Origin of the sequence: Nesterenkonia sp. HG001 (assembly GCF_034438835.1) — a bacterium.
In the GTDB taxonomy this organism is placed as follows: Bacteria; Actinomycetota; Actinomycetes; order Actinomycetales; family Micrococcaceae; genus Nesterenkonia; species Nesterenkonia xinjiangensis.
Genome location: NZ_JAOSZD010000001.1, coordinates 569,878 through 582,129 on the forward strand (window position 1 = coordinate 569,878; position 12,252 = coordinate 582,129).

Sequence of the window (12,252 nt, forward strand, 5' to 3'; positions counted from 1 at the left end):
CTCCTCGCAGATCTCAAGGAGCACCGATGACCCACGAGCTCATCACGATGGGGCGCATCAGCGTCGACATCTACCCCCACGACATCGGCGTCGGCCTGGCCGATGTCACCAGCTTCGGCAAGTACCTGGGCGGCTCCCCGGCCAATGTCGCCGTCGCCGCGGCGCGCCATGGCCGGCGCACCGCGGTGATCACCCGCACCGGTGACGACCCCTTCGGCGAGTTCCTCCACCAGGAGCTGCGCCGCTACGGCGTCGACGACCAGTGGGTCGCCCCGGTGCCCGCGCTGCAGACCCCGGTGACGTTCTGCGCGATCCAGCCCCCGGAGGACTTCCCGCTCTATTTCTACGGCCGCTCCCCCAGCGCCCCGGACTGGGAGATCGCAGCCGGGGAGCTCGACACCGACGCGATCGCCGCGGCGAAGATCTTCTGGTCCACCGTCACCGGGCTCTCCCGTGAACGTTCCCGGGAGGCGCAGGTCGCCGCACACCTGGCGCGCCCGCAAGAGTCCCTGGACACCGACCAGCACACCATCCTGGACCTGGACTACCGGCCGATGTTCTGGGACTCGGTGGAGCAGGCCCGTGAGCAGGTCTCCCGCATCCTGCCTCAGGTCACCGTGGCGGTGGGCAACTCCGAGGAGTGCGCGGTCGCCGTCGGCGCTGGCACTCCTGACGAGCAGGCGGACCGGCTGCTCGAAGCCGGGGTGAAGCTCGCGGTGGTCAAACGCGGCGCCGAGGGCGTCATGGCGGCCACCACTGAGGAGCGGGTGGTATCCAAGCCGCTGCCGGTGGAGACCGTCAACGGCCTGGGCGCCGGCGACTCCTTCGGCGGTGCGCTGGTCCACGGCCTGCTCTCCGGCTGGCCGCTGGAGCAGGTGCTGGACTACGCCAACGCCGCCGGCGCCTTGGTCGCCGCGGAGATCGCCTGTTCGGAGGCGATGCCCACCCCCGAGAAGGTCAACACCATGCTGGCTGATCGCGGCCGCACCGTCCCGCAGGAGGTCTCGGCATGAGCCGCCCCGACACCGCCGAGGCCCTGACCCCTGTCCACCACCTGCGCGCAGAGATCTCTCCCCCGGAGCCTGTGACCGCCGGCCAGGAGGACCCGCGCCGCTACGAGCCGCTCACCCGGGTCCGCCTGGAGCACCCGGAGGCGGTGGCCGCCGCCGCTGCCGCCCGACCCCGCCACCGGGGCCCGGTGCACGGTCGGCAGAGCTTCATCATCGCCGCCGATCACGCCGCCCGCGGAGCCCTGGCTGTGAAGTCCGACCCGCACGCCATCGCGGACCGCCGCCGCCTGCTGGACAGGCTGCGCATCGCGTTGGCCCACCCGAAGGTCGACGGCGTGCTCGCCTCCCCCGATGTGCTGGATGACCTGCTGCTGCTCGGCGCCCTGGACGACAAGCTGATCTTCGGCTCGATGAACCGCGCCGGCCTGCCCGGGCTGGTCAACGAGATCGACGATCGCTTCACCGGCCACACCGCGCCGGCCCTGCGGGCCATCGGCGCCGACGGTGGCAAGATGCTCACCCGGATCGCCTTCGACGACCCGGCGACCACCTCGGTGCTCGAAGCCACCGCCCAGGCGGTGGACCAGCTGCACGCCCAGGGGCTGATCGCCATGGTGGAGCCCTTCATCTCCCGCACCGACAGCGGCCGGGTCGTCAACGACCTCTCCACCGACGCCGTGGTCCAGTCGGTGGCGATCTCCCAGGGCCTGGGCGCCAGCTCGGCCGGCACCTGGATGAAGCTGCCGGTGGTGGAGGACATGGAACGGGTCATGGCCGCCACCACGCTTCCCACGGTGCTGCTGGGCGGGGATCCCTCCGGCCGCACCGATGAGGTCCTGGAGACCTGGCGCCGCGCCCTGGCGCTGCCCGGGGTCCAGGGACTCACGGTGGGCCGGACCCTGCTCTACCCCGACGACGGCGACGTCGCCGCCGCCGTGGACCAGGCCGCCTCGCTGCTGGTGGACAGCACGCCGAGCAGCGCAGATTCTGCGCCGACCCGGGGGCTCACCCCGGCCGGCGCTATTAAGGAGGACTGATGACCACCCGTGAGATGTCCGTGGCCCAGGCCACGGTCGAGTTCCTCGCCAACCAGGTGACCGTCGACGTCATCGACGGCGAACGCACCGAGGTCCGCACGATCCCCGGGATGCACGGGATCTTCGGACACGGCAACGTGGCCGGGGTCGGCCAGGCGCTGAAGCAGGCACAGATCCTGCAGCCGGGCCTGATGCCCTACCATCAGGGCCGCAACGAGCAGGCCCTGGTCCACCAGGCGGTCGGCTACGCACGCCACACACGGCGCCGGCAGACCTACGCGGTGACCGCCTCGATCGGCCCCGGGTCGACCAACATGGCCACCGGAGCGGCCCTGGCCACCACCAACCGGCTGCCGGCGCTGCTGCTGCCCTCTGACGAGTTCGCCACCCGCGCACCGGACCCGGTGCTGCAGCAGCTGGAGCTGCCGCACGCCTACGACATCACCTGCGCGGACCTGTTCCGCCCGATCAGCCGCTACTTCGACCGCGTGCAGCGGCCCGAGCAGCTCTTCTCGGCGCTGCTCAACGGTATGCGTGTGCTGATGGACCCTGCCGAGACCGGTGCTGTCACCGTCTCCCTGCCCCAGGACGTGCAGGCCGAGCGCATCGTGGTGCCCGAGGCGTTCCTGGCGCCCCGCGAATGGCGGATCCGTCGGCCCGAACCCGAGGAGGTGGACCTGTCCGAGGCCGTGGAGGCCATCCGGAACGGGCAGCGCCCCCTGATCATCGCCGGCGGCGGCGTGCACTACGCCTTCGCCACCGAGAAGCTCCGGGCGCTGGCCGAGGCCACAGGCATCCCGGTCTCCTACACCCAGGCCGGTGTGGGCACCCTGGACTGGGACCACCCGCTGTGCCTGGGTGCGATCGGATCCACCGGATCCACCGCCTCCAACGCCTATGCCCAGGACGCCGACGTCATCATCGGCATCGGCACCCGGTATGAGGACTTCACGACCGCCTCGATGACGGCCTTCCAGCACCCCGGGGTGCGGTTCGTCAACGTCAACATCACCTCGCTGGACGCCTACAAGATGGGCGCCGGCGTCCAGGTGGTGGCCGACGCCGGCACCACGCTGCCGAAGCTGCGCGAGCGTCTGGAGTCGGTGGGCTACCGCACCAGCGACCAGGTCGCGGAGACCGTGCGCATCGAGAAGGCCCGCTGGGACGCCGCGGTGGACGAGTCCTTCACCCTGCGGAACGAGCCGCTGCCGGCGCAGACCGAGATCATCGGGACCGTCAATGAGGCGATGGACGACCGTGACGTGGTGATCTGCGCGGCCGGTTCGCTGCCCGGCGACCTGCACAAGCTCTGGCGCGTCAAGGACTCCCACGGCTATCACGTCGAGTACGCCTTCTCCTGCATGGGCTATGAGATCGCCGGCGGCCTCGGAGTCAAACGCGCTGCCCTGGCTGAGGTCGAGGCTGAGGGGAGGTCCGCACAGGACGGCCGGGACGTCGTCGTGATGGTGGGGGACGGCTCCTATCTGATGATGCACACCGAGCTGGTCACCGCGGTGGCGGAGCGGATCAAGCTGATCGTGGTGCTGCTGCAGAACCACGGCTATGCCTCCATCGGCTCGCTCTCCGAGTCGCTGGGCTCCCAGCGCTTCGGCACCAAGTACCGCTACCTGGAGGAGGAGCAGCGGTTCGACGGCGCCCACGAGCTGCCCATCGACATCGCCACCAACGCCGAGTCCCTCGGTGTGGACGTGATCCGGGTGCGCCCCGGCGCCGATGCCGTCGATCGGCTGCACGCCGCCGTCGCCGAGGCCAAGGCCCGTCCGGAGGGTGACGGGCCCGTGCTGATCCACATCAACTCCGACCTGTACCTGGACGCGCCGGACTCCGAGTCCTGGTGGGACGTACCGGTGACCGGCGTCTCGGAGCTGGACTCCACCCAGGAAGCATTCACGACCTACAGCGACCACAAGTCCCGCCAGCGCCTGCTGCTCGGCGACGGCCGCGACGACCACGAGAGGAACCACTGATGACCACCACGCAGACCACATCCCCCGCCCAGTCCGAGGGCACCGTCACCGAGATCACCCACTGGATCGACGGTGCGGCCGACGGCGGCCACGGCGAGCGCCGTCAGGACGTGTACAACCCTGCCACCGGGCAGGTGACCGGCAGCCTGCACCTGGGCGACGCCGACGACCTGGAGAAGGCCCTGCAGGCGGCCCGCCGCGCGGCCGACGTCTGGGGCGAGACCTCGCTGTCCAAGCGCATGGCGGTGCTCTTTTCATTCCGTGAGCTGGTGCACTCCCACACTCAGGAGCTGGCCGCACTGATCACCGCTGAGCACGGCAAGGTGCTCGACGACGCCGCCGGGGAGGTTGCTCGCGGCCTGGAGGTCGTGGAGTTCGCCTGTGCGGCCCCGCAGACTCTGAAGGGAGACTACTCGGATCAGGTCTCCACCGGCATCGACGTCTACTCCTTCCGTCAGCCGCTAGGCGTGGTCGCCGGCATCACCCCCTTCAACTTCCCGGTCATGGTGCCGCTGTGGATGGCCCCGGTGGCGATCGTCACCGGCAACGCCTTCGTGCTCAAGCCCTCCGAGCGGGACCCGTCGGCCTCCGTGCTGCTCGCGAAGCTGTGGAAGGAGGCCGGTCTGCCCGACGGTGTCTTCCAGGTGCTGCACGGGGACAAGGAGATCGTCGACGGTCTGCTGACCCATGAGCTGGTCGACGGGGTCTCCTTCGTGGGGTCCACCCCGATCGCGAAGTACGTCCACGAGACCGGCACCCGGCACGGCAAGCGCGTCCAGGCTCTGGGCGGGGCGAAGAACCACGCGGTGGTCATGCCTGACGCCGACCTGGATCTGGCCGCGGACCACCTTTCGGCGGCGGCCTTCGGCTCCGCCGGCGAGCGCTGCATGGCCATCTCGGTGGCCGTGGCCGTGGGCGAGGCGGCCGACGGCATCGTGGAGAAGGTCGGCGAGCGCGCCCGGAACATCACCGTGGGCGACGGCACCGAGGGCTCCTCGGACATGGGCCCGCTGATCACCCCCGCGTCCAAGGACCGCGTGGTGCGACTGGTCGGCGAGGCGGAGGCCGACGGTGCCGCCGTCGTCGTCGATGGCCGGGACCTGACGGTCGCCGGACACGAGGAGGGCTTCTTCGTGGGCCCGACCGTCCTGGACCGGGTGCAGGAGACCATGTCCGCCTATGAGCAGGAGATCTTCGGCCCGGTGCTGGCGGTGGTCCGTGTGGACACTCTGGAGGACGCGATCAAGGTCATCAACGCCAATCCCTATGGGAACGGGACCGCGATCTTCACCGGCTCCGGCAATGCGGCCCGCACCTTCCAGCGGCAGGTCACTGTGGGCATGATCGGCGTGAACGTGCCGATCCCGGTGCCGGCCGCCCAGCACTCCTTCGGCGGCTGGAAGGACTCGCTGTTCGGGGACCACCACATCTACGGTCCCGACGGCGTGCGCTTCTACACCCGCGGCAAGGTCATCACCCAGCGCTGGCCGCACCAGAACGACGAGTCCACCGCCTCGATGAACTTCCCGTCGAACGGCTGAGACCTCCCTCGCGGGCGCCGTGGAGGCATCCCACAGCGCCCCACCCCGCAGATCGTCCCTTCGTGGCAGATCGTCTCTGGATTCAGCGACGACCTGCAATGGAGGGACGATCTGTGTATCAGGGCCGAGCGCGCGGACAGCGGCGCTCACGACCCTCGAAAATCATTTCGTCCGAATGTCTGGACAAAGTGCTGTGATGCGTCCTACAGTGAGTGTCATCACACGGTGCAGGTGCTTCCTCCGTGCTCCCCACAGTGAGCGCCCACACCATCCGCGACCCCGACAGACCACCGGCCGCACCCCGCAGAACCACCCGTAGGACAGAGGAGAGCTGAAGGCAATGTCGACACCGCAGCAGGACGAACTCCGCGTCGCCGTCGTGGGCGCCGGGCGAATGGGCTCGGACCACGTGGACCGTCTCGCCCACCACACCCTGCGCACCAGGGTCAGCGCCGTCGTAGACGTCGACGTCGAGCGCGCCGGCACTGTCGCCGCGAACGCGGGCGGCGCCGAGGTCCTCTCCAGCGTGGACGAGCTCCTCGCCTCCGGGATCGCCGACGCCGTCGTGCTGGCCACCCCCGGCTTCCTCCACGAGGAGGCGCTGCTGAAGATCATCGACGCCGGGCTGCCGGTGCTCTGTGAGAAGCCCCTGACTCCGGATCCCGAGTCCGCGCTGCGCGTGGTCGAGGCAGAGGTCGCCGCCGGCCGTCAACTGATCCAGGTCGGCTTCATGCGCCGATTCGACGCCGGCTACCGGCGCCTCAAGGAGACGATCGACTCCGGTGAGCTCGGCGAGCTGCTGATGCTGCACCACCAGCACCGCAATCCGGAGGCACCGGCGGAGTTCACCGACGAGATGGTCATCCACGACTCCGTGGTCCACGAGTTCGACGCCGTGCGCTACTTCACCGGAGAGGAGATCACCAATGTCTCCGTACGCATCGGACGCACCACGTCCCGCGCCGGGACGGTCCGCGATCCTCAGCACGTCACCGTACAGACGCGGTCCGGGCTGCTGGCTGACGTGGAGATCTTCGTCAACGCCCAGATCGGCTACCAGGTCCACACCCAGGCCACCTTCGAGAACGGCCTGGTGAAGATCGGCGAGGGCTCGGAGTTCGAGCTGACCACCGCGGGACGCTCCGGCCGCGAGGTCGACGCCGGCTTCGTGACTCGCTTCCGCGACGCCTACGACCTCGAGGTCCAGCAGTGGGTGGACGCCACCCTGCGCGGCGGGATCGACGGGCCGAGCGCCTGGGACGGCTACGCCACCGCCGCCTGCTGCGCCGCCGGAGTCGCCGCCCAGCGCAACGGCACGATCGAGCACGTGGAACTGGCGCCGAAGCCCAGCTTCTACAGCAGCCACACCGGCTCGCCCGCGCTCACCTGACCCGCTCCGCCCCGCACCGAGAGCCACCGCCACGACATTTCCGAAGGACACCGTCATGAAGTATGCCCTGGACCCGACGCCGTTCCACCAGACGCACTCGCTGCTGGAATTTCCGAAGCTCGCTGCGGAGCTCGGCTTCGAATGGCTGCAGATGACTCCGCACGCCGACTTCATCCCCTTCCACAACCATCCCAAGGCCGACGACGACCTCGTCGCCCGGTTCCGCAAAGCCTGCTCCGACGCCGGCGTCGGCGTCGCCTCGGTGCTGCCGGTGCTGCGTTGGTCCTCCCCCGAGCCGGACGCCCGCGAGGCCGCGGTGCGCTACTGGAAGCGCGCGATCCAGATCACCGTGGACCTGGGTGTGGACCAGATGAACACCGAGTTCTCCGGGCGACCCGAGCGGGCCGAGGAGTCCGAGCGGGCGTTCTACCGCTCCCTGGAGGAGCTGCTGCCGATCATCGAGTCGGAGGGCATCAACGTCGCGATCGATCCGCATCCCGACGACTTCGTGGAGCAGGGTCTGGCCGGCTGGCGCGTCATCCGTGGCGCGAACTCCAAGAACCTCAGCTTCGCCTACGTCGCCCCGCACACCTTCCACTACGAGGACCCGATGGCGACCGTGCTTGACGAGGTCGGCGACCGGCTGCGGGTGATCCACGTGGCCGACACCTTCGACCACCACCGCTCCAACGGGCTGCGCTACATCACCAACCCGCCTGGCACCCCGGCCCGCGTCCACCAGCACAACAAGATCGGCGTGGGCGACGTCGACTGGGACCACTTCTTCTCCGAGCTCGCCCGCAACGGCTTCGACCAGCGCGAGGAGACCGTCATGGTCAGCGGCGTCTTCGGCGAGAACGAGGACGCGCTCGAGGTCTCGACGTACCAGCGCCGCCAGATGCGCGACCGCATGGAGGCCGCCCGGGGGTGACCCGGAGACCTCCCCTCGCCGCCTGCTCCAGGCGTTCGGCTCCTTGTCCGGACCCGATCAGGCGCACCTATCAACCGGAACAGACAGGATCTACAGGATCATGGAATCTCATCGAACTCCGCAGGCCCCGGACGGGGCTCCCGGCGCGGGACGGAAGAAGAGCGCGATGCTCATCTACCTCTTCGGAGCCCTCGGCGGGCTCAACTGGGGCTATGACACCGGCGTCATCTCCGCAGCGCTGGTCTACCTGCGTCCCGACTTCGAGCTCACCAGCTGGGCCGAGGGCTGGATCGTGACCGGACTGATCATCGGCGCCGTCTTCGGCGCGGCGGTCGGCGGCCGGCTCTCCGACAAGTACGGCCGCTGGAAGATCCTGCTGGCCACCGCGGTCACATTCATCGTCGCTCCCATCGGCATGGCCCTGGCCCCGGATGCCACGGTGCTGTTCATCTTCCGCTTCATCGTCGGTCTGGGCTCCGGCCTGGCCGCCGTGACGCTGCCGGTCTACCTCTCCGAGATCTCCCCGGCCCGCATCCGCGGCAAGGTCACCGCGTTCTACGCCTTGGCGATCGTCTCCGGGCAGTTCATCGGTTTCATCATCGGCCTGAGCTTCGCCCCGATGGAGTCCTGGCGCTGGATGCTCGGCCTCTCGGTGATCCCCTCCATCCTCTTCGCCGTCGGCCTGGCCTTCATCTGGGAGACCCCGCGCTGGCTCGTCAAGAAGGGCCGCGAGGACGAAGCCCTGAAGATCCTGCTCTACGACCGCACCCCGGACGAGGCGGAGCGGGAGCTCATGGAGATCCACCTCATTCAGAAGGAGGAAGAGGCCGCCGGCGCGCAGAACCTCAAGGCGCTGCTGCAGCCCTGGGTCAAGCCGATCCTCTTCGTCGGGTTGGGCCTGGCGATCTTCCAGCAGATCATGGGCATCAACACGATCATCTACTACGCGCCCACCACCCTGCAGAATGTGGGCTTCTCCGACCAGGCCGCCATCGCCTCCAACCTGATCATCGGCGTCATGAACGTCCTGGCCATCTGGCTGGCGCTGACCTACGCGGACCGCTGGGGCCGCAAGCCGCTGCTGATCGCCGGCGCCATCGGCAGCTGCCTGAGCCTGGCGATCCTGGCCCTGACCAACCTGCTGCTGCCCGAGCCGGACGGCTTCGGAGTCGTCGGCATCATCACGCTGGCGTGCATGGCGATCTACATCTTCATGTTCCAGGCCAGCTGGGGCTCCATCGTGTGGGTCATGCTCGGTGAGATCTTCCCCCTGGGTGTGCGGGCGGCGGCGATGGGTCTGGCCACCACGGCCCTGTGGTTCGCCAACGGCGTCGTGGCCCTGGGCTTCCCGCCGGTCCTCGAGGCCGTCGGTGTCGGCTGGCTCTTCGCGGGATTCTCGGTCATCTGCTTCGCCGCCCTGGTGTTCACCTACCTCCGGGTGCCGGAGACCAAGGGCAGGTCCCTGGAGGAGATCGAGACCAACTTCCGCAACACCGCCGGTATGCCGGTGATCCCGAGCCCGAAGCGCATGCGCTGAGGATCCCGAGCTTCCCGATCCCCGTTGAGCTGGTGTGTTTCCGCCTGAACGACGTGTCGGAACACCGTTATTCAGGCGGAAACACACCAGCTCGACTCGTCTCAGCAGGACCTCCAGAAGGAGAACGGAACATGGCAGGACAGCAGATCGGCGTCGCAGTGATCGGTGCCGGGATGGCTGGGGCGGCCCATGCGGCCGCCTGGCGGGCGGCGACGACGGTGCGCAGCCCCTTCCCCCGGCCGGTAAAGCTGACCGCGATCGCCGACATCGCCGAGCCGCTGGCCCGCGATGTCGCCGGCAGGTACGGCTTCGAACGGGTCGAGACCGACTGGCGGGCGCTGCTGGACGCCGACGACGTCCACGTCGTCTCTGTGGTGGTGGCCAATCGGCTGCACCGGGAGATCGTGGAGGCCCTGGTGGCCGCAGGAAAGCACGTCCTCTGCGAGAAGCCGCTGTCCGACTCCATGGAGGATGCCCGCGCGATGGCTGAGACCGCCCGGCGGGCGGAGGCCGCCGGGCAGGTGGTGCGCATCGGCTTCACCTTCCGTCGGGCACCCGGGCTGGCCGCGCTGCGCGAGCTGGTGACCTCAGGAGCACTGGGCGAGGTGGTGCACCTGCATGGCCGGTACCTGGCCGACTACGCCTGTGATCCGCAGGTGCCGATGACCTGGCGCTACCGAGGAGCTCCGGGCTCCGGCGCGCTGGCCGACGTCGGCAGCCACCTGCTCTATGCCGCAGAGTTCCTGGCCGGGCCGATGCGTTCGGTGGCAGGTGCCCAGTTCCGCACCGTGGTCACCGAGCGCCCCCTGCCGCTGGGCAGCACGGTGGGTCACGGCAGGAGCGAGGTCAGCGCCGAGACCGAACCGGTGACCAACGACGACTGGGCCGGTTTCACCGCGCAGTTCGACGTCGCCGCCGGCACCTTTGAAGCGTCGCGGGTCTCTCACGGACACCCCAACTCACTGCGGCTGGAGATCTCCTGCCGCGAGGGCGCCGCAGTGTGGGATCAGGAGAATCCGGCGGAGATCCAGGTCCACACCCGAGACATCGGGGGCAACCGGGACGTCGACAACGGCTTCCGGACGATCAGGCTGGGCCCCGGCCACCCCTATGTGGGCGAGGGCTTCCCGATGTCTGCCCCTGGCATCGGCTTCGGCCAGAACGATGGCTTCGTCTTCCAGGCCCGGGCGTTCCTGGAGGAGGTCGCCGAGCTGGCCGAGGAGGATTCCTGGCTACGCAACGCCACCTTCGAGGATGGCCTGCACAACATGGAGCTCATCGAGGCGATCGCCGCCTCAGCAGCCTCCGGCGGCACGCCGAGGACCATAGCCCGCTGAGCTCCTCTCCGAAGAGAAGGAACTGCTGATGCACCTGGGACTGTATACCGCACCGTTGCATGACCGCCCGCTGGCTGATGCCTTGAAGGTCGTGGCCGAGGCTGGGCTGAACGCCGTCGAGATCAACACCGGAGGATTCCTCCCGGCCGTCCACATCCCGGTCAAGGAGATCGACGCCGATCCTGCTGTCGCGAGGGACTGGCTGACGTCTTTCGACAGCACTGGCGTGAGCCTGCAGGGGCTCAACTGCAACGGCAATCCCCTGCACCCGGACCCACGGACCGGGGAGCAGCACGCCGAGGACCTGCGCCGGAGCATCCGAGTGGCGGGCGCCCTGGGCCAGACACGTGTCGTGACGATGTCCGGTCTGCCGGGGGCCGAGCCCGGTGCCGCCCAGCCGAGTTGGGTCGTCAACGCATGGTCCTCACGTGCCCTGGACGTGCTCGAGCACCAGTGGGAGGTGGCAGTGCCGTTCTGGCGGGAGATCGATCAGCTGGCCGGTGAGCACGGCGTCAAGGTCGCCATCGAGCTCCACCCCCAGAACATGGTGTTCAACCCGCCGTCCTTCCTGGAGCTGATCGAACGCACCGGTGCGCAGAACATCGGCGTGGAGCTGGACGCGAGCCACCTGTTCTGGCAACAGATGGACCCCATCCACGTGGTGAACCACCTGGGCGCCCACGTCGTCCACGCGGCGGCGAAGGATGTGCGCATCAACCCGGAGGCCGCCTGGTGCGGCGTGCTGGACAACAGTTTCCGACGACTCGGGGCGGACGAGCCCCGGCAGCAGCTCGGAGCTGAGGAGTGGGCGAACGAATGGCCCCGCAACTCCGCCTGGGACTTCGTCGCCCTGGGACGGGGCCACGACGTGGACTACTGGGCGCGATTCCTTCATGCGCTGAACGAGGTGGACCCGAACATGGCATGCCAGCTCGAACACGAGGACACCTCACTCGACCCGGTGGAGGGCATAGAAGAGGCTGCCGAGGTCCTCCTGAACGCCGCAGTGCAGGCCGGGCTGCGCTGAACCGACTCCCGGCGGGAGAGGCGGCGGCACCGTCGACCGGGCTCAGTGGGCGCCGCGGATGCGCATGACCCGCAGCCTCTCGCCGTCGACGGTGAAGGTGAACTCCGATCGTCCGTTGGCGTGGTTGCTGCGCCAGTCGGCGATCACCGTGACGGTGTCGCCCTCCTCCTCGATCGACTCGAGGTCCATGGTGCCGCGCGCACCGATGAACTCGACGTCGCTCCAGGCCTTGATCTCATCGGGGCCGGTGAAGATCCGCCCGAAGTCATCGACGACGCCGTCCTCGCCGAAGGCGGCGAGGAAGCTCAGCTCGTCATGGCGGTTCACTGCGGCGATGAAGCTGCCCACCGGTTCTGGAACATCGGGCATCGTGGTCTCCTCCTGTGACGGATCGCGGGGGTCCTCGTCATCAGGACCCTACTCCCCCACCCCGTGTGCGGAGAAGAGCTCCTCA

10 protein-coding genes are annotated in these 12,252 nt (G+C 68.9%); 9 read left to right on the top strand and 1 reads right to left on the bottom strand.

Translation table 11 applies throughout. The features are described from left to right. Positions 1-26 precede the first annotated feature (26 nt). The 9 genes from iolC (at position 27) to ODE13_RS02545 (ending at position 11,798) form a co-directional block, all read left to right on the top strand. Positions 27-1,013: a 5-dehydro-2-deoxygluconokinase gene (iolC, locus tag ODE13_RS02505; RefSeq protein WP_322477845.1), complete on the top strand. Its 987-nt coding sequence runs from the start codon at positions 27-29 to the stop codon at positions 1,011-1,013. Next, complete coding sequence (locus tag ODE13_RS02510) at positions 1,010-2,047, top strand: deoxyribose-phosphate aldolase (protein ID WP_322477846.1); 1,038 nt, start codon at positions 1,010-1,012, stop codon at positions 2,045-2,047. Before iolC ends, ODE13_RS02510 begins: the two co-directional genes overlap by 4 nt. Continuing rightward, positions 2,047-4,035 carry a 3D-(3,5/4)-trihydroxycyclohexane-1,2-dione acylhydrolase (decyclizing) gene (gene iolD / locus ODE13_RS02515; protein WP_322477847.1) on the top strand — a complete coding sequence of 663 codons (1,989 nt, stop codon included), beginning with the start codon at positions 2,047-2,049 and terminating at the stop codon, positions 4,033-4,035. Before ODE13_RS02510 ends, iolD begins: the two co-directional genes overlap by 1 nt. Next, positions 4,035-5,576, top strand: coding sequence for a CoA-acylating methylmalonate-semialdehyde dehydrogenase (locus ODE13_RS02520; protein WP_322477848.1), 1,542 nt, complete (start codon positions 4,035-4,037; stop codon positions 5,574-5,576). Before iolD ends, ODE13_RS02520 begins: the two co-directional genes overlap by 1 nt. Positions 5,577-5,916: 340 nt before the next feature. After that, the gene (locus ODE13_RS02525) at positions 5,917-6,966 is read left to right on the top strand and encodes a Gfo/Idh/MocA family oxidoreductase (RefSeq protein ID WP_322477849.1); all 1,050 of its coding nucleotides are present in this window, start codon (positions 5,917-5,919) and stop codon (positions 6,964-6,966) included. A gap of 55 nt (positions 6,967-7,021) precedes the next feature. Further along, positions 7,022-7,897, top strand: coding sequence for a sugar phosphate isomerase/epimerase family protein (locus ODE13_RS02530; RefSeq protein ID WP_322477850.1), 876 nt, complete (start codon positions 7,022-7,024; stop codon positions 7,895-7,897). Positions 7,898-7,997: 100 nt separating this feature from the next. After that, positions 7,998-9,434, top strand: a complete 1,437-nt coding sequence (locus tag ODE13_RS02535; RefSeq protein WP_322477851.1) for a sugar porter family MFS transporter — start codon at positions 7,998-8,000, stop codon at positions 9,432-9,434. A gap of 131 nt (positions 9,435-9,565) precedes the next feature. Beyond that, positions 9,566-10,771 carry a Gfo/Idh/MocA family oxidoreductase gene (locus tag ODE13_RS02540; RefSeq protein ID WP_322477852.1) on the top strand — a complete coding sequence of 402 codons (1,206 nt, stop codon included), beginning with the start codon at positions 9,566-9,568 and terminating at the stop codon, positions 10,769-10,771. Between the two features lie 28 nt (positions 10,772-10,799). Next, positions 10,800-11,798 carry a sugar phosphate isomerase/epimerase gene (locus ODE13_RS02545; protein ID WP_322477853.1) on the top strand — a complete coding sequence of 333 codons (999 nt, stop codon included), beginning with the start codon at positions 10,800-10,802 and terminating at the stop codon, positions 11,796-11,798. 42 nt (positions 11,799-11,840) lie between these two features. Here ODE13_RS02545 and ODE13_RS02550 read toward each other — a convergent pair whose 3' ends face one another. Further along, positions 11,841-12,167: a nuclear transport factor 2 family protein gene (locus ODE13_RS02550; RefSeq protein WP_322477854.1), complete on the bottom strand. Its 327-nt coding sequence runs from the start codon at positions 12,165-12,167 to the stop codon at positions 11,841-11,843. Between the last annotated feature and the right edge of the window lie 85 nt (positions 12,168-12,252).

Coding starts and splice junctions, on each gene's coding strand:
- ODE13_RS02525 (WP_322477849.1), top strand. CDS start 5,917: ATGTCGACACCGCAGCAGGACGAACTCCGCGTCGCCGTCGTGGGCGCC.
- ODE13_RS02510 (WP_322477846.1), top strand. CDS start 1,010: ATGAGCCGCCCCGACACCGCCGAGGCCCTGACCCCTGTCCACCACCTG.
- ODE13_RS02550 (WP_322477854.1), bottom strand. CDS start 12,167: ATGCCCGATGTTCCAGAACCGGTGGGCAGCTTCATCGCCGCAGTGAAC.
- iolD (WP_322477847.1), top strand. CDS start 2,047: ATGACCACCCGTGAGATGTCCGTGGCCCAGGCCACGGTCGAGTTCCTC.
- ODE13_RS02545 (WP_322477853.1), top strand. CDS start 10,800: ATGCACCTGGGACTGTATACCGCACCGTTGCATGACCGCCCGCTGGCT.
- ODE13_RS02535 (WP_322477851.1), top strand. CDS start 7,998: ATGGAATCTCATCGAACTCCGCAGGCCCCGGACGGGGCTCCCGGCGCG.
- ODE13_RS02520 (WP_322477848.1), top strand. CDS start 4,035: ATGACCACCACGCAGACCACATCCCCCGCCCAGTCCGAGGGCACCGTC.
- ODE13_RS02540 (WP_322477852.1), top strand. CDS start 9,566: ATGGCAGGACAGCAGATCGGCGTCGCAGTGATCGGTGCCGGGATGGCT.
- ODE13_RS02530 (WP_322477850.1), top strand. CDS start 7,022: ATGAAGTATGCCCTGGACCCGACGCCGTTCCACCAGACGCACTCGCTG.
- iolC (WP_322477845.1), top strand. CDS start 27: ATGACCCACGAGCTCATCACGATGGGGCGCATCAGCGTCGACATCTAC.